The sequence below is a fragment of the Streptomyces sp. NPDC048506 genome, from assembly GCF_040651315.1.
Lineage (GTDB): Bacteria > Actinomycetota > Actinomycetes > Streptomycetales > Streptomycetaceae > Streptomyces.
The window spans coordinates 100,663-122,680 of the sequence record NZ_JBEZIX010000004.1; the positions used below are offsets into that span (position 1 = coordinate 100,663).

The following is a 22,018-nucleotide window of genomic DNA, read 5'->3' on the forward strand; positions in this document are numbered from 1 at the left end:
GATGCGTCCGGCGACCGCCCCGCCCACCGCCGTCCGCCCCGGGACCGTCCGGACGGACACCGTGACCGCGCGGCCCCCGGCCGACCGGCTCGACCGGCCCGCTGCCCACCGGCGCACCGCCCGATCCATCCCCGGCAGCTTCGCCGCAGTCCTCTCTACGGCCGGTGAGCCCGCCGGCGCCGCCGCCGCGACCAACGAAAGGTGACCACCATGACCAAGCAGCCCGAAGACCAGGACACCACCCATCTGGTGGTCGTCAACGACGAGGGACAGTACGCGCTCTGGCGCTCCTTCACCGCTCTGCCGGCCGGCTGGACGGCAGTCCACGGCCCGGGAGGCCGCCGCTCCTGCCTGGACCACGTCGAGGCCAACTGGACGGACATGCGGCCCAAGAGCCTCGTCGAGGCGGCAGCGGGCGGTGCCGCGTGACCTGGCTGCGGTGCCCGGAGGGCCGCCCCGGCGCGGCCCGCCGGCTCGTCTGCTTCCCGCACGCGGGCGGCTCGGCCTCGTTCTTCCGGCTGTGGGCCGCGGAACTGCCGGCCCTCGAAGTGCACGCCGTCCAGTACCCGGGCCGCGCCGACCGGATCGCCGAACCGCTCCCGAACGACGTGCACCGCCTGGCCGAGGAGGCCGCCGACGCGATCGAGCCGCTGGCCGACCTCCCGCTCGCACTGTTCGGTCACAGCATGGGCGCGGTCGTCGCCTTCGAGACGGCCCGCGCCCTCGAGCGGCGCGGCGTGCGCCTGGACCACCTGTTCGTCTCCGGCGCCCGGGCCGCCGACGACCCGGACGCCGCACCGAGCAATGCCCCGCTGAGGACGGACGACGAACTCGCCGAGGCACTGATCAATCTCGGCGGCACGGACACCGAGCTGCTGGCCGACCCCGTGCTGCGGGACCTGGTACTCCCCTACGTCCGCAGCGACTTCGAAATGTTCGAGCGGTACGGGTACCGCGCGGGCCCGCCCGTCGGCTGCCCGGTGACGGCCGTCTTCGGCGACACCGACGAGCACGTGGACGCCGGCCACGCCGCGGCGTGGGGGGAGCTGACCGACGGCGGCTTCTCCCAGCACGAGGTTCCCGGCGGCCACTTCTACCTCATCACGGACCCGCCTTTCCGCCTGATCGAGCAGCAGCTCGGTCCGGTCGCCTGCCCAACGACTAGCAACCCAAGGGGAGAACATGGCTGAACAGAAGCGGCCGGTCGCGGTACTGGTGGACGCCTACACGTCAGGCAACTACCTGCCCCCGGCCTTCGCCCGGCTGGACGCCGACCTCGTCCACGTACAGAGCACCCCCGAGCTGCTGGCGTCCATGATGCCGCCGAACCTGGACGCCTACCGGGCCGCCCTGGTCTGTGACACCCCGGAGGCGACCGCCGCCCGGCTCGCCGAGTACGGACCGGTCTGCGTGGTGGCCGGCCAGGAACCCGGGGTGCCGCTGGCCGACGCGCTCTCCGGCCTGCTCGGAGTGCCCTCCAACGGCACCGAGCTGTCCGCCGCCCGGCGCGACAAGTACGAGATGATCGAGGCGCTGCGCCGAGCCGGGGTCCGCTGCGCCGAGCAGTTCAAGAGCGACGACGCGGAAGCCCTCGTGAAGTGGGCCGAGAACCACGACGCCTACCCCGTGGTGGTGAAGCCGCTGACCTCCGCCGCGACCGACGGGGTGGCCGTCTGCCGGGACGCCGACCAGGTCCGGGCGGCCGCCGAGTACGTGCTGGCCTCCGACACCATCTTCGAGACCTCCAACCGCGAGGCCCTGGTGCAGTCCTACCTCGCCGGCGACGAGTATGTCGTCGACATGGTCTCCTACGAGGGCAAGCGCTACACCTGCGGAGTCTGGCAGTACCGCAAGCAGCTCATCGGCACGCACAACATCTACGACCAGGAGACCATCCGGGCGGAGCACGAGAGCCCGGTGCCCGAGGTGATCGCCTACACGAACGAGGTGCTGGACGCGCTGGGCATCCGCTTCGGCCCCTCGCACGCCGAGGTCATCGTGACCGCCGACGGCCCGACCCTGGTCGAGGTCGGGGCCCGGCTGTCCGGCAACATGCACCCGGCCTTCCACGACCAGTGCGTCGGCGGCAACCAAGCCGACCTCACCGCCCTCGCCTACGTCCGGCCGCAGGAGTTCCTGGACCGCTACGCGGGACGCACCTACCACAAGGTCCGGGAGGCGACCGTCTACACCGCGCCCACCGAGCTCGACGGCGTCGTCGACAGCGTGGACGAGCAGGTGGTGCGGGAGATCGAGGCCATCGACAGCGTCTACGGCCTCAACGTGAAGCTCAAGCCGGGCGGCCGGATCAAGCCGACCGTGGACCTCTACACCAGCACGCTCAGGGTGTTCCTCACCGCCGACTCGGAGAGCGACCTCGAACGCGACTACCGGCTCGTCCAGGAGCTCAAGGACCGGGTCTACCGCCTTCGCTGACCCACCGGACCCGAAAACTGGAGCACACCCATGACCACTGGCCCAAGCCGTCCCGGCCTGCTGCTCGTCGGCGGAGCCGGACCCGTGAGCCTCAGCGAGGCCGTCGCCGCCCAGGCCTTGGCCCAGGCTGGGGCGCACGGACTGCACACCCACCTGACCAACCAGGCCGAGGCGCTCAAGGCCGCGCCCGCCCTCAGCGAACTCGCCGACGCCGCGTCCACGGTGGACTTCACCGAACCCGGCGTGAGCGCCGGCTGGGCACGCGACCGGGTCACCGCCGGCGAGAGCTTCGACGTGGTGCTGGGGGTCCGCGAGTACGCCCAGGTCGCCGTGGCGGAGACCGCGGCCGCCCTCGGCCTGCCGGGGAACCCGCCCGAGGCGGTGCGCACGGTCCGGGTGAAGGACGACTGCCGGGCCGTGCTGGCCGCGGCCGGCTTCCGCCAGCCGGCCTTCCGGGTCTGCTCCGGGGCCGAGGAGGCCGCGGACTTCCTCCGCGCCTCGGGCGGCCCCTGGATCGTCAAACCGCGCGACGCGATGGGCAGTCTCGGGGTGAGCCGGGTGACCGGCCCCGGCGAACTGGACGCCGCGCTGGACGCTCTGCCGGACTCCTCTGCGCCGTTCCTCGTGGAGGAGTTCGTGGAGGGGCCGGAGTACAGCGTGGAGGGCCTCTTCCTCGACGGCCAGCCGCGGGTCCTGGCCGTCACCGCCAAGGAGGTGATGGCACCCCCGCTCTTCGTCGAACTCGGGCACGTCATGCCGGCCGTGCTCCCAGACGAGGCCCGGACCGAGATGGAACAGCAGGTGGTCGCGGCCCTGCGCCACCTGGGTCTGCGGTTCGGCGTCTTCCACGTGGAACTCTGGCTGACCCCGGACGGGGTCGTGCTCGGCGAGGTGCACGTACGGATCGGGGGCGACTGGATCCACCTCCTGCTGGAGCACGTCATCGAAGGCCTCGACCTGTTCGGACGGGTCTGCGACGACGCACTGGGCCGCCCGGCCGCCACCGGCCCGCTCACCCCCACCCGGGGAGCCGCCGTCCGCTTCCTGGTCGCGCCCCAGGGGCGGCTGGAACGGATCGACGGCTGGCAGCAGGTGGTGGACCACCCGGCCGTACTCCACGCCGAACTGGACGTACGGCCCGGCGACCTGATCGGCCCCGTCCGGGACTCCGGCAGCCGCTCCGCCGTGATCGTGGTCGGCGCGGACACCGCCGACGAGGCCCGGCGGATCGCGGGCGAACTTGCCTCCGCCGTCCACTTCACCGTCTCACCCGCGCAGGAGAGCTAGCGTGACCAACGATCAAGCAGGCGCCGCCGCGGTCCCGTTCACGGCGCGCAAGCTGGCGGTGTTCAACCTCGTCCTCGGGGTCGACCACGTCTTCGGCTGCCTCGGCCTGTTCTCGCTGATGCCCGTCCTCGGGGTGCTGCTCTCCCGGCAGACCAGCGGCGGTTCGATGGTGGTCGGCACCGGCCTGTTCATCTACACGGCCGCTGCCGGTATCTCGGCCCTGCTGGTGAACCACTGGCTGCCCCGCTTCCCCTATGTGGTGGGCATGACTGCCGGCCTGTGCCTGTCGGCACTGGGCTTCGGCCTCCTCCCGTACGTGCACGGGCCGGTGCCGCTGGTGGCGCTCCTGGCCGTGGCCGGCCTCGGGGTCAGCATCCACTTCATCCTGTCCCGGGTGATGATCGCCGAGCTGGTCACCGATGACATCGGCCGCCACCGGATCTACTCGATGTTGCAGATCGCGGTGAACATTGCGGCCGCCATCGGCCCGTTCGCGGCGAGCCTGCTGTACTCCACCGGCAGCGACGGGCGGCTGCTGCTCGGCCTCGTCGCCCTCAGCTATGTGCTCGCCGCCGTCAGCCTGCTGTTCGGCCTGCCCCGCGGTCTGCGGCCGCCGCCAACCAGCGGGCAGTGGCCGATCAGCCGGGCCGCGCTGATGTCCGTGCTGCGCCACCGGATCGGGCTGCGGGTCGTGGTGACCACGGTGACCGGCAGCTTCCTGTACGCCCAGTTCTTCTCCGCCTTCGCGCTGCTGGTCGCGCACGAGATCAGGACCGGCGCCGTGCGGGCCGTCCTCCTCGCGGGGCCGGCCGTCACGATCGTCGCGCTCCAGACCGCGGTCACCGCCGTGGTGAGCCGGCTGATGAAGCGCGGGCTGCGGCCGCTCGTCATGCTCGGCTCGGCGACGCTGATGTTCGCGGCGGCGATGGCGCTGCTCGGATTCGGGCTTCCGGTCGCCGTGGCGGCTGGCGTGTCGGTGGCCGTGTTCTCGGTCGCGGAAATGCTCTTCACGCCCATGGTGAGTACGGCGTTCGCCGGCCTGCCGATCGCCTCCAGCCTGGAGGCGTTCAACATCCGGCAGGTCTCCTGGACCCTCGGCGAGGCACTCGGCTCGCTGTCCGGCGGCGCACTGTTCCTCTTCTGCTACGAGCACGGGCACCAGGGGACGTACTGGCTGGTCCTGGCGGGCGTCACGGCGGTGGGCATGCCCCTGCTCCTGCTGTCCGCCCGCAGCCGTACGGACGCGCAGGAGTCCGCTGCCCCGCTGTCCGCAAGCGCCACCAAGTGAGCCGCTCCATCCCCGGGAGGGACAACATGCACGTCGAGGTGACCGTCCACCGACACCAGCTGGTCCGCTCGTTCCAGGTGTCGCACAACACGACCGAGGGCGTCGACCTGGTACACCTGCGGCTGCGGACCGCCGACGGTGCACTGGCCGGCGAGGGCGAGGTCTCCGCCGACGCGGGATTCGGACAGGACGGCCCGCTCATCGCCACCCAGGCACGCGAACTGGCGCAGGCGCTGGCTGAGGAGCCCGGCCGGGACGACCCCGGGTGGCTGGGGCCGCAGCTTGCCGACGCGGCCGGCACGGTGTCGGGCCCGGCCCGGATGCTCGTCGAGATGGCCTTCCTGGACGCGGCAGCACGCGCCTCCGGCATCGCCGTCTGGCAGCTGCTCGGCCTGCCCGCCCCCGGCCTGGTGCAGTTGCTGCACACCGTTCCGATCGGCGAGGAGGTCCCCGTCGACGGACGGCCGCTGAAGATCAAGCTCGGCGGCCCCGACGACGAGAAAGTGCTGCGCGGGCTCGTCGGCGCGCCCGGGCCGCTCATCCTGGACGTCAACCGCGGCTGGGACCGCGAGGACTGGGAGGCGCTGCGCCCGCTCGTCCAGGCGCTCGCACCGGCCGTCCTGGAGGACCCGGCGCGCCGGCCGGACCTGCTGCCCGAGATCCGCGCTGCGCTGCCCGGCACCGCCGTCATCCTCGACGAGGGCATCGCCACCCGGGCCGACGTCGAGGAGGCCCTGCGCACGGCCGACGGCGCCAACATCAAGCTGATGCGCTTCGGCGGGCTGCTGCCGGCCCTGGAGGTCCTGGACCGGCTCGCCGGTCAGGGCGCCACCCGGATGCTCGGCTGCTTCCTCGAACCGCCGCGCGCGGTCGCCTACGCCGCCCAACTGGCCGGCCGGTCCAACTGGACCGACCTGGACGGTCACTTCTGGCTCTGCGACGACCCCGCCGTCATGAGCTACACCCTCGGCGCCGGTATCGGTATCCCCCGGATCACGTACTGAGCGCCCACACCGACCGCAGAAGGGAGAGCACGGCGATGGAACGCGGGAAGAAGGCCGTACCGTACGGGAGCTGGCCGTCCCCGTTGAGCGCGCCCGAGGTCGCGCGCGGCGAGGTGCTGCCGGAGTGGCTCGCCTTCGTCGGCGACGAGGTGTGGTGGACCGAGGCCCGGCCCGAGGACGGCGGCCGCGGCGCCCTCGTGCGGCGCGGCGCCGACGGGACGCCGGATGAGGTGCTGCCCCCGGGCTGGGACGTGCGCAACCGGGTGATCCAGTACGGGAGCCGGCCCTGGCTGCCGCTGTCGGCCCGGCCGGAGGACGGCATCGCCTTCACCCACTGGGCGGACCAGCGCGTCCACCGCTGGCAGCCGGGCGGCGAACCCGTCCCGCTGTCCCCGCCGGCCCCGGACGGCGTGGCGCTGCACTACGGCGACTTCGCCGTCCACGGCGGGGAACTGTGGTGCCTGCGGGAGACCGTCACGGACCCGCGGGGAGTCGACGTGGAACGCCACCTGGTGGCGCTGCCGCTGGACGGCAGCGCGGCCGACGACCCCGCGGTCGTCCGGGTGCTGGCCGCGAGCCACCACTTCATGACCGGCCCGCGCATCGCCCCCGACGGACGCAGCGTCGCCTGGCTCGGCTGGCAGCACCCGTCGATGCCCTGGGACACCACCGAGCTGATGGTGGCCGAGATCGGGCCGGACGCCACTCTCGCACCGCCCGTCCGGCTGGCCGGCGGCGGCCAGGAGTCGATCACCCAGATCGAATGGGCGCCCGGGCGGCCCGGTGTCCTGTACGCGGTCACCGACCCCACCGGCTGGTGGAACGTCCACGAGATCCTTCCCGATGGCACCTCCCGCAATCTGTGCCCCCGCCAGGAGGAGTTCGGCGAGGCGCTGTGGCGGATCGGCCTGCGCTGGTGCCTGCCCCTTGCCGACGGCCGGCTCGCGGTGCTCCGCGGCGTCGGCGAGCGCGGACTGTCGCTGCTGTCGCCGGACGGCACCGTGGAGGACGTCGAGAGCCCGTACAGCGAGTGGCACTCGCCCGCCACCGACGGACGGCGGGTCGCCGCCGTGGCGGCCGGGCCCGGCCATGGCCGCACCGTCGTCCTGTGGGACCCCTCGGTGGAAGGGCTCACGGTCCTCCGCCGCCCGCACAGCGCCCACGACGAGCTGGCGTCCCCCGCCTTCCGGCGCACCTACCGCGACGAGCGCGGCCAGCAGGTGCACGCCCACGTCTACCCGCCCCACCACCCCGAGTTCACCGCTCCCGAGGGTGAACTTCCGCCGTATCTGGTCTTCGTACACGGCGGCCCGACCAGCCGCAGCCACCTGGTGCGCAACCAGGAGATCGGCTACTTCACCAGCCGGGGCATCGGCGTGGTCGACGTCCAGTACGGCGGCTCGACCGGCTATGGCCGGGTGTACCGCGAGCGACTGCGCGGAATGTGGGGCGTCGTCGACGTCGAGGACTGCGCGACCGTGGTCGACGGGATGGTCGCCGAGGGGCTGGCCGATCCGCGGCGGATCGCGATCCGCGGCGGCAGCGCGGGCGGCTGGACGGCCACCGCCGCACTGATCGCCGACCCCGGTCTCTACCGAGCGGCCGGCATCTACTACCCGGTGCTCGACCCGGTGTCCTGGCGCTCACGCGGCACCCATGACTTCGAGTCCCGCTACCTGGACGGCCTCGTCGGACCGTGGCCCGAAGCAGCCGACCGGTACGACGAGCGCTCCGCCGTGCACCGCGCGGACCTGATCCGCACGCCGTTCGTCCTGTTGCAGGGCCTGGACGACACCGTCTGTCCCCCGGCGCAGGCCGAGCAGCTGCTGGAGCGGCTCAAGGACTCCCAGGTGCCGTTCAGTTACCTGACGTTCGACGGCGAGGGCCACGGATTCCGGCGCGCCGAAACCATCACTGCCTGCCTGCGGGCCGAGTTGTCCCTGTACGGCGAGGCGCTGGGGTTCGTCCCCGCGCCGGAGTGAACACCAGGCACGTCCCGGGAGGAAGGGAGAAGGAGAAAACGATGGTGGACAGGGACCTCGCACACCATGCCGCGGCCGCACCGGTCCGGCGACTCGGCACCACCGACCTCGCGGAGTGTGTGCGACTCTCCGAGGACCGGGGCTGGGCGCCGGAGCGGGAGAAGTGGCGCCTGCTTTTCGAGGTCGGGGACGTCTACGGCATCGACGCCCCCGACGGGGGTCTGGCCGGGGCCGTGGTCGCCACCCGGTACGGCGACCAGACCGCGGTGATCAGCATGATGCTGGTGGCCCAGCGCCACGAACGGCGCGGACTCGGCGGACGGCTGCTGCGGCACGCCCTGGAACACACGGGCACGGCCGGGTTCTTCCTGCACGCCACGGATTTCGGCCTGCCACTCTACGAGCGCCTCGGGTTCCGGACGGTGGGCCGGTGCACCAGCTACTCGGGGACGTTCGACGGCCCGGCCGGCAGCGGGCCCGTGCGGCGCTCGCGCCCCGCCACCGAGGCCGACCTGCCGGCGATCCACGCCCTGGACGCCGAGGTGTTCGGCGCCCCCAGGACCGGCCTCCTGGACCGGTTGCCCTCGTTCTGCCGGGAGTTGCGGGTGGTCGAGGGGCCGGGAGGGATCGCGGGGTTCGGCGGGGCCTGGCCCAACGACAACAACACCGTGATCGGGCCGGTCACCGCACAGGACCAGGACACCGCCGTGACGCTGGTGTCCGACCTGGCGGCCGCCGTCGACGGGCCGGTGCGCCTGGACATCGACCATCGGCACCCCGAACTCCTCGAATGGGCCGGGAAAGCCGGCTTCGCGGCCCGCTTCAGCACCACGGTGATGGAGCACGGCACACCGCTCCCCGCCGACCAGAGCCGTCTGTTCGTACCGGTCATGATGGCCCTCGGCTGAGCCCGCCCCACCGGCCGGCCAGTATCAACAACGCACGCCTTGCACACCTTTCACGCCTTCCACCATGCATTCTGCTTGGAAAGGACGTACTGGAACATGCGCGCAACAGAAGGAAACCCCAAGAGCGACGACAACGGCACCACGCTCGAGCAGCTCAGGTTCGACAGACTGAGCCGGGAGGTGCGCGGCGAGCTCCGACGGCTGTGCACCCTGGACAACTACCACGGGCCGCTGGCGATCCTCTTCGAACTGGCCCTGATCGCCCTGTCGATCGCGGCCTGCGTGGGCATCTCGTACTGGTTCTACCCGGTGGCCCTGCTGCTAATCGGGTCCACCCAGCGGTTCCTGGCGCACTTCCTGCATGAATCGGCCCACAAGAGCTTCATGAAGAACAAAGCGCTCAACTTCATCGGCGGCACGGTGTTCTCCGGATACCTCGTGCTGTACCTGCACGGCCCCTACCGGAGTTCGCACGTAGGCAACCACCACCGCAACCTCGGCGACGCCGAGACCGACCCCGACTACGGGTTCCACATCGAGTGCGGGCTGTACGACACCCAGCGGTCGAACCGGCGGTTCTTCGTGAAGGAGGTGTTGTTCTCCGTCCTGGGACTGCGCACCGTGGACTACCTCCGCTACATCACCCGTGACCGAATACTCTGCGACAGCTCCAAGCTGTCCGTCTCGGTTGTGCTCCCGGTGTACGTCGAGCGGGTTCTCCTGCTGACCCAGTGGACCCTCATCATCGGAGCCTGTGCCTGGTTCCACGTGCTCCCCGAGCTGCTCCTCTTCTGGTTCGTGCCGCTGTGCACCACCAACGTCTCGATCGGCTGGCTCGCCGAACTCGCCGAGCACTACCCGCTCCCCGAGGGCGAGAACCAGCGCTTGCTCCTCACCCGGAACCGCCACGGACGGCTGGTGGAACGCTTCCTGCTCAGCCGGCACAACGACCGCTTCCACCTGATCCACCACCTGAACGCCGGCATTCCGTTCTGGAGCCTGGCTCGGGCCCACCGGGTGCTGCTCAAGGACCCGGCGTACGTCCGCTGGGACGGCCTGTGGGCCGGCATCCTGACCCGGCCGCGCTCCCGGCAGGGCAAGGAGACGGTGATCAGCTACGCGGCCAAGTACCGCGACTGGCGGCAGGCCGGCGGCGACCCGGCCACGTCCGACAGCACCTTTGCCGAACTGATGATGCTCGCGAGGGAAAGCGGCGAGCCCGAGCTGTTCCTGGCAGGCGGCCCCAAGTAGTCACACCGCCGCGAAGCAGCCGGGCTGCCGCGACACCACACATCCAGTGCACCAGGCCGAACCGACACCACCCGCACCGCGACTGCCGAATGGGGCTCCCATGACCGAATCCCGTACGTACTCCCTGTCCGCCACCGACGTACAGCCCGAGCCCGAAGCCCAGCTCCTGCGCGCCGCCGGTCAGGGGCTGCGGATGCTGGCCGCCGACGGGCCCCTCCGGCTGGCGTTCTCCGCCCCCGAGTCGCCGCTGCGCGCAGCCCTGGCCCCGGCGGCCTACCGCTACCTCGTGGCCGACGACCGGGCCGGCCTACTGAAACGGCTGCAATTGCTGCGGCAGAAGCGCTACCAGGTCAGCGTCGAGTTCGTCGGTGAGGAGATCACCGACCCGGCGGAGATCGAACAGGTCGTCGAGGAGTACCTGGCCCTGATCGAGGAGGACCCCGAGCCGGCCCAGCTGGGCTTCGACCTGTCCAACCTCGGTCTGCTCGTCTCCAGGGACCTCGCGGTCCGCAACACGCTGCGCGTTCTGCGCGCGGCCGCCACCCACGGCGCAGAGGTCCTGATCAGCATGGAACGGTCCGAGTTCGTGGACGAGGTGCTCGGCGTGTTCACCGAACTCGCCGAGACCGAAGCCAACGTGGGGATCACCCTCCAGGCCCACCTGCACCGCACCGAGGAGGACCTGGACCGGATCCTCCCGCTGGGACGCAAGATCCGGCTCGTGAAGGGCGTCTACGCCGAACCCGCGGCAGTCGCCCTACCCCGCGGCCCCGAGCTCGACGAACGCTACCTCGCACTGGCCGCCCGGGCGGTGGGGCACGGCGCGCGGACGGCTCTGGCCACCCACGACAGCCGGATACTGGCGGCCGCCGACGAGCGGGGCCTGCTCGACGGGGCCGAGGAGATCGAGATGCTGCACGGAGTGCAGCCGGGCCTGCTCAAGCACTACCACGACGCCGGCCGCACCTGCCGCGTCTACGCGACGTACGGCCAGAACTGGTGGCTGCACTTCCTACACCGGCTCGCCGAGCACCCGCCCATGGCGCTCACGGCACTCGCCGACCTGGCGAACGGAGGCCGGGCCGAAGTCGGCGCGAACGACTACTGACCAGCCCGGGCACGATCCGGTCCGACACAACCCGATTCCGGGCCGACAGAATCCCATTCCAGCCCGACGGAACCGGATCACGGCCCAACGGAGCAAGGACAATCACGGTATGACAGCTCGCCAGTTCGTCCACTTCAACAACGCCGGGGCCGGCCTGATGCCGCAGGCCGTGACCGACGCGATGACCGAGTGCGTGCGCCGCGAGGCGGCCCACGGCTCCTACGAGACCGAACTCCACTACGACAAGATCCTTCAGGAAGGGGTCTACCAGCGGCTCGCCACCCTCCTCGGTGCCCCCGCCCGGGACATCGCGCTGTTCGACAGCGCCACCCGGGCCTGGTGCTCGGTTGCCGGCCGGCTCCGCCTGGGCGCAACCGACCGCGTCTGGGTGACGCCGTTCGAGTACGCCGGGAACCTGATCAGCCTGTTCGAGCTCCGGGACCGCACCGGCTGCCGGATCGAGGTCGTCCCGCTCCGGCCGGACGGCGAACTCGACCTGGACTGGATGTCCGCCAACATCTCGGACGACGTCGCCCTCGTCTCGGTGACCCACGTCCCGTCGGGGTGCGGCATCGTCAACCCGGTCGCCGAGATAGGCCGGATCCTCGCCCCCTACCGCTGCGTGTACGCCCTCGACGCCTGCCAGTCGGTCGGGCAGCTCCGGGTCGACGTCGCAGAGATCGGCTGCCAGCTGCTCACCGGTGCGGGACGCAAGTTCCTGCGGGGCCCCCGGGGCACCGGATTCGCCTACGTGGCACCGGAGTTGCGCGCCTCACTCACCTCCGACTTCCACGATCTGCACGTCGCGAGGGTGAGTTCCCCCACCGGGTACACGGTCGAGGACGACAGCGCCCGCGCCCTGGAGCTGGCCGAGCGCACCACCGCCGCCGTGCTCGGACTGCACGCCGCGCTCGGGCACCACGAGTCGGCGCCGGTCGCCGAACAACAGCCGGTCGCCGAGGCGTTGCGGGCCACCCTGGCGGAACTGCCCGGCGTCGAGCTGATCGCGCCGGGCAGCACCCAGTCCGGGATCACCGCGTTCCGCCACCGGACGCTCAGCGCGCAGGACATCTTCCACGGGCTGGGAACCCGCGGGATCAACGTCTGGCAGATCCGGGGTGACCACACACCGCTCTACCTGACCGAACGGGGTGTCGACCAGGCCGTGCGGGCCTCCGTGCACTACTACAACACCGTCGACGAGGTGGCCGTCGTGGGCCGCGCCCTGCGCGACCTCATCGGATCCTGACGGCAGGTGGCAGGGGCCGGACCGAGGAGAGGACATCAGTGAGGCAGATCCTTGTGACGAACAGTGGTGAGAGGTTCCAGATGGGGCGGCTCCTCGCCCGAGAGGACCTCGATCTGCTGGTGGTCACCGAGCGGCCGTTTGTCGCGGACTACCCGACGGGCACCCCGATCGTCGTGGTGGACAGCCTCAACGACCCCGTGGCAACGGCCGAGGCGGTGGTCCGGCACGGGGCCGGCGACCGCTCCGCCGTCGTCTCACTGACCGAGCGTTCAGCCCCCGCCGCCGGCTACCTGCGCGGATACCTCGGCCTGCCCGGGCCGAGCAACGACGCGGTCCTCAACTGCACCAACAAGTACGCCATGAATCGCAGATTCCGGCAGGCCGGGCTGCCCGTCGCCGACTTCCGGCTCGCCGGCAGCCCCGGTCAGGTCCGCACCGCCGTCGCCGAGCTCGGCCTGCCCGTGCTGGTGAAGCCGGTCTGCGGCGCGGGTGCGGACGCCGTGGTCGTCGTCCGCACCCCCAAGGAGCTCGACAGCCCGGCCATGGCGGACTACTACGCCGCCCTGGCCGCCCCCGAGGACCCGTCCCGCAAGGCTTTCCCGGTGCTGGTCGAGCAGTACCTGGACGTGGTGGAGGAGTACCACTGCGACGGCCTGGTCGTCGACCACCAGGTGCGCCATGCCCGGACCTCCCGCTACCTCCGCCCGGTACTGGATCACCGCTCCGGACTCTTCGGCTCGATGACCCTGCCCGCGACGGACGCGCTCGCCGGCGAGGTCAGGGCGCTGCACGACGCGGCGGTCAGGGCCGTCGGCCTGGGCACCGGGGTGACGCACTTCGAGGCGCTGCGCACATCCGACGGCCTGTTCGCCGGCGAGCTGGCGGCCCGGCCGGGTGGCGGCGGTATCCGGAGGATGCTCGAACTCCGGGACGGCTTCGACAGCATGGCCGCACACCTCGACGTCTGCCTCGGCCGCGAGCACTCCTGGGCGCCCGCCGACGCCGCCGGCGAGGTGCTCCAGGTCATGCTGCCCGCCGCGCGGGGGACCGTCCGGAGCATCAGTACCGCCGAGGAACTCCTGAAGGTGCCCGGGGTCGTCGAGGCAGACATGAGGCTGTCGCCCGGTGACGTGGTCGGGGGCCTCATGGACTCGGCCACCGTCAGCGGTATCGTCCACGCCCGGGTGGCCGGGGAGCGGGACGCGGAGGCCGTCCTCTCGGCTCTGCGCACCGCCTTCCGGCTGACGGTTGACCAGGAGGACTGACACGGGACTCCGCGCCGCGGCCGGGAGCGCGACCGGCGTGCCGGGGCCGGCCGGTGGCCTGATCGTCCGTTGTGCGATCGGCCGTGCGGTGCCCGCCCGCAGGGCGGCGAGGTAGGGGTAGAAGTCCACGACGCTGCCGCTTCTGTCCGTTGTCTGAGGCGGTGTCGGATGGTCCGGTCGGAGCATCCGGGGCCGGCGATCCGTTCGTAGCCGGAGCCGTGGACCAGAGCGAGCACGATGTACACGAAGACGGTGCGGTCCGGGAGAGTCGGCGGTGCAGCATGAGCCAGCCGAAACTGCGCTCCACCACCCAGCGCCTGGCCAGCACTGAGAAGCCAGACGCCGGCCGCATTTGGCTATGGCACCTGTGGTTGAAGTCGTCCCTCATCGACGCGGTCAGCGAGATAGATCAGGGTGGCCTGCGGGTCCATGCCGAAGGCTGCGGCAACGAGCTTGGGGTCCATGGTGTTCACCAGGTCGAGGAGACGGGTGCTGCGGATTGCCCGGGGTGGGTATCCGCAGCCATCAAGGACGTGGGAGAGATACGCAGTTGAGGCCGGGATTCGCCCGGCCTTGGTTCCTTTAGTGACCATCACGTGCGGGTTGGCCGTCGGCCATGCCCCGCGGTGGGCCAGGCAGCGTTGCAGCACGGTCCAGGAGGCGGGGTCCAGCGGGACGGGGTGGGGTCGTTTGCCGAGCCGGACCGTCTGGGGGCCACGAGTAACTGTCAAGACTTGTGGATCGAGACTCGCTGACGCGGGCCCGGGTGCCCGGCAGGCGTGGACGGGACCCTGTGGGCTGACCTTGACCTTGCCCCAGGGACAAGCCCCAGCGTTTGGCCATGCGGATCTTCATGGATATCGAGCCGCTGCGGCATAAGGACTTCCGCAGACTGTGGCTCGCGGGTGCGATCACGACGTCGGGTGCTCAGTTCACGGCGGTGGCCGTGCCGATGCAGATCTACGGCCTGACCGGTTCATCCGCAGACGTCGGACTCGCAGGCCTTGTCGGCTTCATTCCGATGGTCCTCGGATCGCTGTGGGGAGGAGCCGTGGCGGACACCGCCGACCGACGTCTGGTGCTGCTGTGCACCAATTCCGGGATCGGGGTGGCCTCGCTGCTGCTGTGGTTCCAAGCCGCGGCCCACCTGCGTTCGGTGGTGCTACTGCTCGTCCTTGTGGGGCTGCAACAGGCCTGCTTCGGCGCGAACGCCGCCGCAGGCGGCGCAGTCGTCCCACGCCTGGTACCCGCTGCAGTCCTGCCGGCGGCGAACACGCTGCAGTCGACGGCTTCCTGGTCAGCGGGAATCGCGGGCCCGCTGCTGGCTGGGGCGCTGTTGCCTGTTGTCGGGAGCCCCACGCTCTACTTGATCGATGCCGTGGCGCTCACAGCGACACTTCTGGCCGTGTGGCGCCTCCCGCCACTGCAGCCTGTAGGCTCCGGCGGACGCGGCCTTGGCAGGAACGGCGTGTTGGCCGGGCTCCGACTGCTCACCACGGACAAGGTCCTGGTCGTTACCTACGCCGCCGACTTCTCAGCGCTCTTCCTCGGTCTGCCCTACGCGGTGTATCCGCAGCTCGCCGCAGGACTGCGCGGCGCTGACGTCGTGGGCGTGCTGTATGCGGCGATCCCGGTCGGCAGCGTGCTGGCCGGACTGCTGTCCGGGACCTTCACCCAGGACCGTCGCTATGGCGCCGCGATCTGCGGCGCGGTCTGCTGCTGGGGCGGGGCCATCGCCGGGTTCGGCCTGGCCCGGTCCCTGGCAGCGGCTTCGGGCCTGCTTGTCCTGGCCGGCGCTGCGCTCACTGTGTTGAGCGCGTACCGCAAGTCCGCACTTCAAACCGTCGTCACCGACGAGCTGCGAGGTCGTCTGCAAGGCGCCGACACGGTGATAGCCGCTGGCGGCCCCCGCCTTGCGGGCCTGGCCCACGGCGCAGCGGCCTCCGTGGTTGGTCCCATGTGGGCGGTCACGGGCGGGGGCCTGCTGGTGGTGGCAGTCATGCTGGCGCTGTATATGGCGGTCCCGGACTTCCGGCGCTTCGCACAGCCAAGCATCGGGTGACATGTGATCAGGCCGCCGTGGATTCGGCGCGCTCGATCAAGACGCCGTTCTTGAATCTGGCGCCGGAGCGGACGAGAGCGACGAGGTGGGCGCCGGTGATTGCGCGCCAGCGGGCCTGGGCGGACTCGACGAGCTTGAATACCATGGCCAGGGCTGCGGCCGGGCTGCCCGCGCCGCGGGTGACCTTGGTCCGCAGCTTGACCGTGGAGAACGTCGACTCAATCGGGTTCGTGGTCCGCAGATGGATCCAGTGCTCGGCCGGGAAGTCGTAGAACGCGAGCAGTTCCTCCCTGTCGTCGGTGATCTTCGCGACGGCCTTCGGCCACTTGGCGCCGCAGGTCCTCGCGAACACCTCGGTCGCCTTCTCAGCGTGGCTGCGGTCCTCCGCGCTGTAGATTTCCTGCATCGCCTTCACCGCGCCGGGCTGGGCGGACCTGGGCAGGCAGTTGGTGACGTTTCGAGATTTGTGAACCCAGCACCTCTGCGGTCGTGCGGCCGGGAACACCTCGGCGAGCGCCCGCCACAGGCCCATCGCGCCGTCGCCAACCACCAGCTCGGGGTCGCGCATGCCGCGCCGACGACAGTCGCGCAGCAGGTCGGCCCACGACTCAGTGGACTCCCGCAGACCCTCGGCGAGCGCGACGAGATCCTTGGTTCCGTCCAGCCGGACGCCGAGCAGGACTAGGACGCAGGAGTGGGCCTGGCCGAGCCGGACCTTGGGGTGCACGCCGTCGGCCCAGACGTAGACGTAATCGCGGTCGGACAGGTCGCGCTCCTGGAAGGCAGCGTGGTCGTCGCTCCACTGCTTGGTCAGCCGGGTGACCGTGGCCGACGACAGGCCGGCGGTGCCGCCGAGGAACTTTTCCAGGGCAGGGACGAAGTCCCCGGACGACAATCCGTGCAAGTACAGCAACGGCAGAACGACGGCCGACTCTTCGCCACCGTGCACCAGTCCGGACTCGGCTACCAGACCAAGGTGTGGGACAGTCGCACCGGTAGCGAGCTGGGCGCCCCGCCCGTGGGGCCCCTCAACGAGATCGTCGCGCTGGCGTTCTCTCCCGATGGCTCGACGCTGACCAGTGTGGATGAGCATGGCCGTTTCTTCACCGAAACCATTGCCCCTGTGCGGTTGATCCGAGATCTCTGCGCCAGGTCAGCCACTCTCACCGAACAGGAATGGAAAACTCATATCCCTGACATCCCGTACCGCAAGACGTGCTGACCTGGTGGGAGCAGCGGAGCTCGCCGAACAGGTTGTCAGGATGGACCAGTGTGCACAAGAGTTCAGACATCCGTGCAAAGGGCTTCGGAAGTGTCCCGTCTCATTGGATCTCGCTTTCGTGGGGTCTGCTGACCAGCGATGATGCTCTTTGGCGTGAGAGCGGACCACGCCCGTGTCTCACCTCGTCGTGCCCGCGCTGAGCAGATGCCGACGGCTGTCTCACTTCATCGTGTCTGTTGGCCTGGGAGGACAGCCGTGGCGGGTCGGCTCACAGCTGATCAGTGATCTTCCTGGCCGTTGGGCCAGCCGATAGGTTCACCCCATGAGATCACCAAAGGCGGACGTGCGTCATTCGGCTTCGTCCTGGCGGCAGCCCTGCCCTCCGGCGGCCTCCGTCGAGCGCAGCATGCTGATCGAAGAGATCGCCAAGCGCATCCTGAATCTCGGGCAGGACCGTCTGCTCGTGGGGATCGACGGCTTCACCGCTGCTGGGAAGACGAGCTTCGGACATGAACTGGCTGAGTGGATCAGTGCTGCGGGGCGGCCCGTGCTCCGGGCGACTCTCGACGATTTCAAGAAGCCGTGGAGGGACCAGCATCTGTATGACCGGGAGTCTGGCGAGGGGTACTACCGCAACGCGTATGACTATGAGGCGGTCAAGCGCCTGCTGCTGGATCCCTGCCGGTCATCGGGAGCGACATCCTGCGTGCTGTGCAGCATCGACCCGCTGACCCAACGAGATCACTCATCGGAAGCGACGCCGCTTTTGGCGGACGCCGTGCTGATCGTGGATGGTGTCTTCGCGTTCCGGCCTGAGATCAATGAGTACTGGGACTTCCGGATCTGGTTGCAGGTGGATGCGGAGCTGTCCGTTCGGCGAGGTGCCGAGCGTGACCAGAACTGGGCCGGGTCTGAAGCCGAGTCGATCCACCGCAACAGGTATCTGGTGGCCGAGGGCATCTATCTTCAGGAAGTCGACCCGCTGCGGATGATGGATGTTGTCATCGACAACTCGGCGTTCGCGCGTCCGCAGATCGTGACACCGTGACGTCGGCATGGTGTTGACGGGTGGTCGAGTGAGCGAAGGCAATGAGCATGCTGGCTGCCCTACCCATCTGTCGCACTCCTAACTTACGGAAGTGACTAGTGAGGTTGAACTCGTGGTGTCGTAGGGGCTGACGGGTGGCAGTCCCTACGACACCACGAGTTCAACCTCAGTAAGCGGTCTTGGATTCGTGGCGCGGCTTGTCTCCTGACGGTTTGACAGTGGCATCGATGGAGTCCGCCGTACTCTCGTACGTGGCATGCCGAAGTCAACGGGGGTGCATGATGGAGCGCGGGCAACTGATCGCGGGTCGGTACGAGTTGGTCAAGCGGCTCGGCCGGGGCGGCATGGGCGAGGTGTGGGACGCGAAAGACCGCAGCCTCCATCGCAGTGTTGCAGTCAAGCTGCTCGATCTCGACGGCGTTGCCCACCGGGAGCTGTCCCAACGGTTCGAACGCGAGGCGGTGGCCGCTGCCCAGATCAACCATCCGAACGTAGTTGCTCTGTACGACCGGGGCGTTCACGAGGACGTGCTGTTCCTGGTCATGGAGAAGGTGGCGGGCGCGACGCTCAGCGACCACATCCATACGGAAGGCCCGATGCCTCTGGCCCGTGCTCTGGAGATCACTGACGGCATCTGTGCGGCGCTGGCCGCCGCGCACCAAGCAAGCGTCATCCATTACGACATCAAGCCGCACAATGTGATGCTCACTCCGGACGGCCAGGTGAAGGTCGTCGACTTCGGGATCGCCGGATTCATCCAGGCCACGTTCACCGTGGCACGCTCCTCTCAGCTCTCCCCTGCCGGCACCCCGGAGTACGGTGCGCCGGAACAGTTCGTCACTGAGCGGGGTGACGAACGATCCGACCTGTACTCTCTCGGCGGAGTGCTCTTTGCCATGCTCGCCGGCCGGCCGCCCTTCACTGGCCACAACGGGCTCGCGGTCATGCGGCGCAAATTCGACGAAGCCGCCCCACGCCTCGATTCACTTCGCCCTGGCCTACCACCGGCGGTCACAGAGTTCGTTGCCGACCTTCTGCACCGCGATCCCCAACGGCGCCCTCAGACGGCGCGCCAGGTCCACGAGCGTCTGCAGCAACTGCTGGCGGACGGCGTCTCGCAGCACGCCGAGACGTCGCATCCGATGCCCACGGCGGTGCAGCCACCGCCGACAGACAGGATGGGCGCGCCGAGGCAGCAACCACCGCAACCGGCCGCTCCCTTCAATATCTCGTGGTCGGGCGAGGACCCCCTGCCCACCTATGCCGACGCCTCGGGCTATCGGAATTTTGTTCGTTTAATGACAGTCTTGCTGATCGTCACGCCCGTAGGCGCCGTCATCGCTGTAGCGAATGGTGTCTTTGATGAGAGTCCAGAGGGGGGATTGGTAGGTCTGTTCGCGGTCTCAACCAGTTTCGGCGTGCTGTCGCTTCTGGCTCTCCTCGCGCTCCCTCTGAGCCAGAATGTGTATCGGACACCCAAAGGCTGGTCCTTGTCCGTCGAGCCGCAGTGCATCGTGACTACCAGCGCGTTCGGCAGACGCACGTACCAGCGGAGCCGTGTACGGGACTTCGTCATCGAAGAGATCCAGGTCAACGCCAACAGTCTTTACACATTCACGGGTCTGCATCTCAATCTTGCAGAGGACGTGCAGCACAGGCCCGCAACCGGTCAGTTCGCCAACAGCATGGCCAGCGCGCTCTTCGGCGCTCGCCCCGGGCAACATAGTCCGGCAGGGTGGCCCCCGCGCTACCGAGTCAGTTCCTCCTCCCTCACGGACGGGATGGTGCCCATCTGCGTTCTCGGACCAATGACGGATCAGCAGCGGGCCGAACTGAGCGAAGCGCTCGACCGGTATAGCGAGCGGCGATGAGGACCGCGAGTCATTTCTACGGTGTGTCCGGGGCTTGTAGACGATGCTGAGCATTGACGTGGTTGCTGGGGCCATCGCAGCAGCCCGGCATCGAGCACACGGCCGGCGGCCTGGAGTTCTGCGTGGCGATGCAGGCGCGGACGGGCACGTCCTGGTACTTGACCGAGCGCCAGATCCGCTCGATGGGGTTTGGCAGCAGGCAGCATTTCCATGGTCGCTGTTGGGCCGCTTCGAGAGCCGCGCCCGTTGCCGATGATGGAGTCGAGTCTGTCAGGGTTCACTCCTGTTTGCCTTGACGGACTTTCACGGTGGGCAGCATGGTGACGGTGGTGGGGAGGCCGAGCGCGGCCAGTGCAGAGTTGCGGGCGGCACGAACCGTGATGCCGTGCCGGTTGAGCTTCTGGGTCATCCCGTACGTCGAGATGGGTTTGCGCGGGAAGACTCAGCTCCTCATCGGCCGAGCTGCGGCAAGCCCAAGCTGCGAACCAGGCCCGCCTCCACACCATCCGCTCCATCATCGACGCCTACCCCGAAGGGCACCTTGCCTAAGGACTCGCACCGTCCCTGGACCGCTTCGCGGCCGTGGTGCCGGGGCAGGGCCTCGCGTCAGGCGTGGCCGGCCGGACGGCGGGCGTCCGGCCGTGTGCGGGTGGCCCGTTCCGTCCCGGTCCCGTCGCGGTGCTCCCAGTCCCACCGCACACCCACGTCGGAGGGCGAGAGGTCCAGGCCGACGCTGTGCACATGACGGCCGTTCGCGAGCCGCAGCGAGCGCACCCGCATTCCGGTGTGCGGACGCGCGGTGCGGAAGGCATAGCAGCGCGCGGGCGGTGCGGCGGGGTCGAACCACACCTCGATGACGCAGTCGTGCACGGGTCCCTGGAGGTGCAGGACGACCTTCTCGGCCGCAGGGCGTGCCGTGGTGTGCTCCAGTGTGTATTCGACGATCACCGTCTCCCCGCGGGACAGCGGCCGGTCGAACAGGAACTCCGCCGCCAGGGTGCCGTCCTCCGGGACGCCGTGGACCACGCCCAGGCGCTGGAGGCTTGCGGGCCGCACCACGGGCGGCGGGCTGGGATGGTCCGGGCGGTAGCCGACGATGTACCGGTCAGGCCCTTCCGTGTCCGCTCGCAGGACCATGCGGTGCCATATCAGGTGCGCGCGGCGCGAGCCGTCGACTTCCAAGCGGTAGTGGAGGCTCAGGCACGTGAGGTGGCTGTTCCAGCGGGCGTCGACCGCCGACAGCGCCCGATCGAGCTGACCGGACCAGGACTCGGCCATGCTCGGGCGGTCGGCCACGCTGTTCAGCCAGCGCCCCCGGGGCTTGGGTGGGGTGAGAAGTGCGGCCAGCGCGCCGGGGGCCAGGCCGAGGATTCCCTCCAGCTCCTCCAGTGCCGCCAGGGCGTGCGGCCGTTCGGGCTGGTACCTGCCCGACTGCCAGGCACTGATCGTCGCGGCGGTGACCGCCGCCCCCCGCTGCCGCAGCCGGTCCTCCAGACGGCTGAGGCTCAGACCGCGCGCGGCCACCGCGGCACGGAGAGCCTCGCAGAACGAGCCAGAGCGCGGGAGGGGCGTCAGCTGGTGGGGCGGAGGCCTGAGACCGCCATCGGTGTCCGGCCGGGCGAGGTGGGAACGGAAGGGGCGAGAGTCCACGGTGAAACGCCTCCCCTTGTCGGCGCCGGTGAAAGACCCCCGGACCGCTGAGGCCGGCAGGTCAGCGGAATGATAAGCGGAACAGGACATTCCGCTCAACACTCCGGGGACCCCGAAGAGTTGGGTGTACCAGACCGGGGCCGGCAGCACGGCCCGGGACGCCTGGCCGCGGCCGTACGCCCCTGTGCAGAGGCTGGGCTCCCGAGGCTCCGGGCGACTGCGTGCGTACCGGGAGGACTGGTGGAGGCGACGAGGCGGCGGGACGTGTGGAGCGGTGACGACGGTGTCCCGTCCGGGCTCGGCGTCTTCGCAAGCGAATGGTTCGTCGCCCCGGTGGCAACACCGGGGCGACGAACCGTGGGCGGCTCCACCGTTCAGCAGATGTCA

Annotated in this window: 20 protein-coding genes and 2 pseudogenes; 18 read left to right on the forward strand and 4 right to left on the reverse strand. The window is 69.9% G+C overall.

What is annotated here, in order from left to right; genetic code table 11:
• The first annotated feature begins 1 nt into the window (after position 1).
• From AB0C96_RS04340 to AB0C96_RS04400, 13 genes are all read left to right on the forward strand, one after another.
• On the forward strand, positions 2–205 hold the full coding sequence (locus tag AB0C96_RS04340; protein WP_362913516.1) for a hypothetical protein: 204 nt from the start codon (positions 2–4) through the stop codon (positions 203–205).
• A 5-nt stretch (positions 206–210) separates the two neighbouring features.
• Positions 211–429 (forward strand): MbtH family protein, encoded by a 219-nt coding sequence (locus tag AB0C96_RS04345; protein ID WP_362913518.1) that lies wholly within the window; start codon positions 211–213, stop codon positions 427–429.
• Positions 426–1,190 carry an alpha/beta fold hydrolase gene (locus AB0C96_RS04350; protein WP_362913520.1) on the forward strand — a complete coding sequence of 255 codons (765 nt, stop codon included), beginning with the start codon at positions 426–428 and terminating at the stop codon, positions 1,188–1,190. Before AB0C96_RS04345 ends, AB0C96_RS04350 begins: the two co-directional genes overlap by 4 nt.
• Positions 1,183–2,436: an ATP-grasp domain-containing protein gene (locus tag AB0C96_RS04355; RefSeq protein WP_362913522.1), complete on the forward strand. Its 1,254-nt coding sequence runs from the start codon at positions 1,183–1,185 to the stop codon at positions 2,434–2,436. Before AB0C96_RS04350 ends, AB0C96_RS04355 begins: the two co-directional genes overlap by 8 nt.
• Before the next feature lie 30 nt (positions 2,437–2,466).
• Positions 2,467–3,723, forward strand: a complete 1,257-nt coding sequence (locus tag AB0C96_RS04360) for an ATP-grasp domain-containing protein (protein WP_362913524.1) — start codon at positions 2,467–2,469, stop codon at positions 3,721–3,723.
• 1 nt (position 3,724) lies between these two features.
• Positions 3,725–5,011, forward strand: coding sequence for an MFS transporter (locus AB0C96_RS04365; protein ID WP_362913526.1), 1,287 nt, complete (start codon positions 3,725–3,727; stop codon positions 5,009–5,011).
• 26 nt (positions 5,012–5,037) lie between these two features.
• Positions 5,038–6,015, forward strand: a complete 978-nt coding sequence (locus AB0C96_RS04370) for an enolase C-terminal domain-like protein (protein WP_362913528.1) — start codon at positions 5,038–5,040, stop codon at positions 6,013–6,015.
• Positions 6,016–6,050: 35 nt separating this feature from the next.
• Positions 6,051–7,997: a prolyl oligopeptidase family serine peptidase gene (locus AB0C96_RS04375; RefSeq protein WP_362913530.1), complete on the forward strand. Its 1,947-nt coding sequence runs from the start codon at positions 6,051–6,053 to the stop codon at positions 7,995–7,997.
• Between the two features lie 41 nt (positions 7,998–8,038).
• Entirely contained in the window at positions 8,039–8,905 is an 867-nt protein-coding gene (locus AB0C96_RS04380) for a GNAT family N-acetyltransferase (RefSeq protein WP_362913532.1), read from the forward strand.
• A 96-nt stretch (positions 8,906–9,001) separates the two neighbouring features.
• Complete coding sequence (locus AB0C96_RS04385; RefSeq protein WP_362913533.1) at positions 9,002–10,156, forward strand: fatty acid desaturase family protein; 1,155 nt, start codon at positions 9,002–9,004, stop codon at positions 10,154–10,156.
• Positions 10,157–10,256: 100 nt separating this feature from the next.
• On the forward strand, positions 10,257–11,264 hold the full coding sequence (locus AB0C96_RS04390; RefSeq protein ID WP_362913535.1) for a proline dehydrogenase family protein: 1,008 nt from the start codon (positions 10,257–10,259) through the stop codon (positions 11,262–11,264).
• Between the two features lie 109 nt (positions 11,265–11,373).
• Positions 11,374–12,513, forward strand: a complete 1,140-nt coding sequence (locus tag AB0C96_RS04395) for an aminotransferase class V-fold PLP-dependent enzyme (RefSeq protein WP_362913537.1) — start codon at positions 11,374–11,376, stop codon at positions 12,511–12,513.
• Between the two features lie 38 nt (positions 12,514–12,551).
• Positions 12,552–13,778: a hypothetical protein gene (locus AB0C96_RS04400; RefSeq protein WP_362913539.1), complete on the forward strand. Its 1,227-nt coding sequence runs from the start codon at positions 12,552–12,554 to the stop codon at positions 13,776–13,778.
• 149 nt (positions 13,779–13,927) lie between these two features.
• Here the strand turns inward: AB0C96_RS04400 and AB0C96_RS04405 are convergent.
• Positions 13,928–14,044 (reverse strand): annotated as a pseudogene (locus tag AB0C96_RS04405) (IS5/IS1182 family transposase); the annotation flags it as partial.
• 15 nt (positions 14,045–14,059) lie between these two features.
• Here AB0C96_RS04405 and AB0C96_RS04410 point away from each other — a divergent pair.
• Complete coding sequence (locus AB0C96_RS04410; protein ID WP_362913765.1) at positions 14,060–14,332, forward strand: hypothetical protein; 273 nt, start codon at positions 14,060–14,062, stop codon at positions 14,330–14,332.
• Positions 14,333–14,619: 287 nt separating this feature from the next.
• Positions 14,620–15,840: an MFS transporter gene (locus AB0C96_RS04415; protein ID WP_362913540.1), complete on the forward strand. Its 1,221-nt coding sequence runs from the start codon at positions 14,620–14,622 to the stop codon at positions 15,838–15,840.
• 7 nt (positions 15,841–15,847) lie between these two features.
• Here the strand turns inward: AB0C96_RS04415 and AB0C96_RS04420 are convergent.
• Positions 15,848–16,762 (reverse strand): annotated as a pseudogene (locus AB0C96_RS04420) (IS256 family transposase); the annotation flags it as partial.
• On the opposite strand from AB0C96_RS04420, the gene AB0C96_RS04425 reads away from it, so the two are divergent.
• The 3 genes from AB0C96_RS04425 to AB0C96_RS04435 all read left to right on the forward strand — a co-directional run bounded on the left by AB0C96_RS04425 (position 16,739) and on the right by AB0C96_RS04435 (position 19,981).
• A complete protein-coding gene (locus AB0C96_RS04425; RefSeq protein ID WP_362913767.1) occupies positions 16,739–17,062 on the forward strand; it encodes a hypothetical protein in 324 nt (107 codons plus the stop codon). The pseudogene AB0C96_RS04420 and the gene AB0C96_RS04425 overlap by 24 nt on opposite strands.
• Before the next feature lie 406 nt (positions 17,063–17,468).
• Positions 17,469–18,110 (forward strand): uridine kinase, encoded by a 642-nt coding sequence (locus AB0C96_RS04430; protein WP_362913542.1) that lies wholly within the window; start codon positions 17,469–17,471, stop codon positions 18,108–18,110.
• Between the two features lie 278 nt (positions 18,111–18,388).
• Complete coding sequence (locus tag AB0C96_RS04435) at positions 18,389–19,981, forward strand: serine/threonine-protein kinase (RefSeq protein WP_362913544.1); 1,593 nt, start codon at positions 18,389–18,391, stop codon at positions 19,979–19,981.
• A gap of 277 nt (positions 19,982–20,258) precedes the next feature.
• On the opposite strand, the gene AB0C96_RS04440 is transcribed toward AB0C96_RS04435, so the two are convergent.
• Both AB0C96_RS04440 and AB0C96_RS04445 read right to left on the reverse strand, forming a co-directional pair.
• Complete coding sequence (locus AB0C96_RS04440; RefSeq protein WP_362913546.1) at positions 20,259–20,390, reverse strand: hypothetical protein; 132 nt, start codon at positions 20,388–20,390, stop codon at positions 20,259–20,261.
• 197 nt (positions 20,391–20,587) lie between these two features.
• The gene (locus AB0C96_RS04445) at positions 20,588–21,631 is read right to left on the reverse strand and encodes a transcriptional regulator (RefSeq protein WP_362913548.1); all 1,044 of its coding nucleotides are present in this window, start codon (positions 21,629–21,631) and stop codon (positions 20,588–20,590) included.
• Positions 21,632–22,018: the final 387 nt, after the last annotated feature.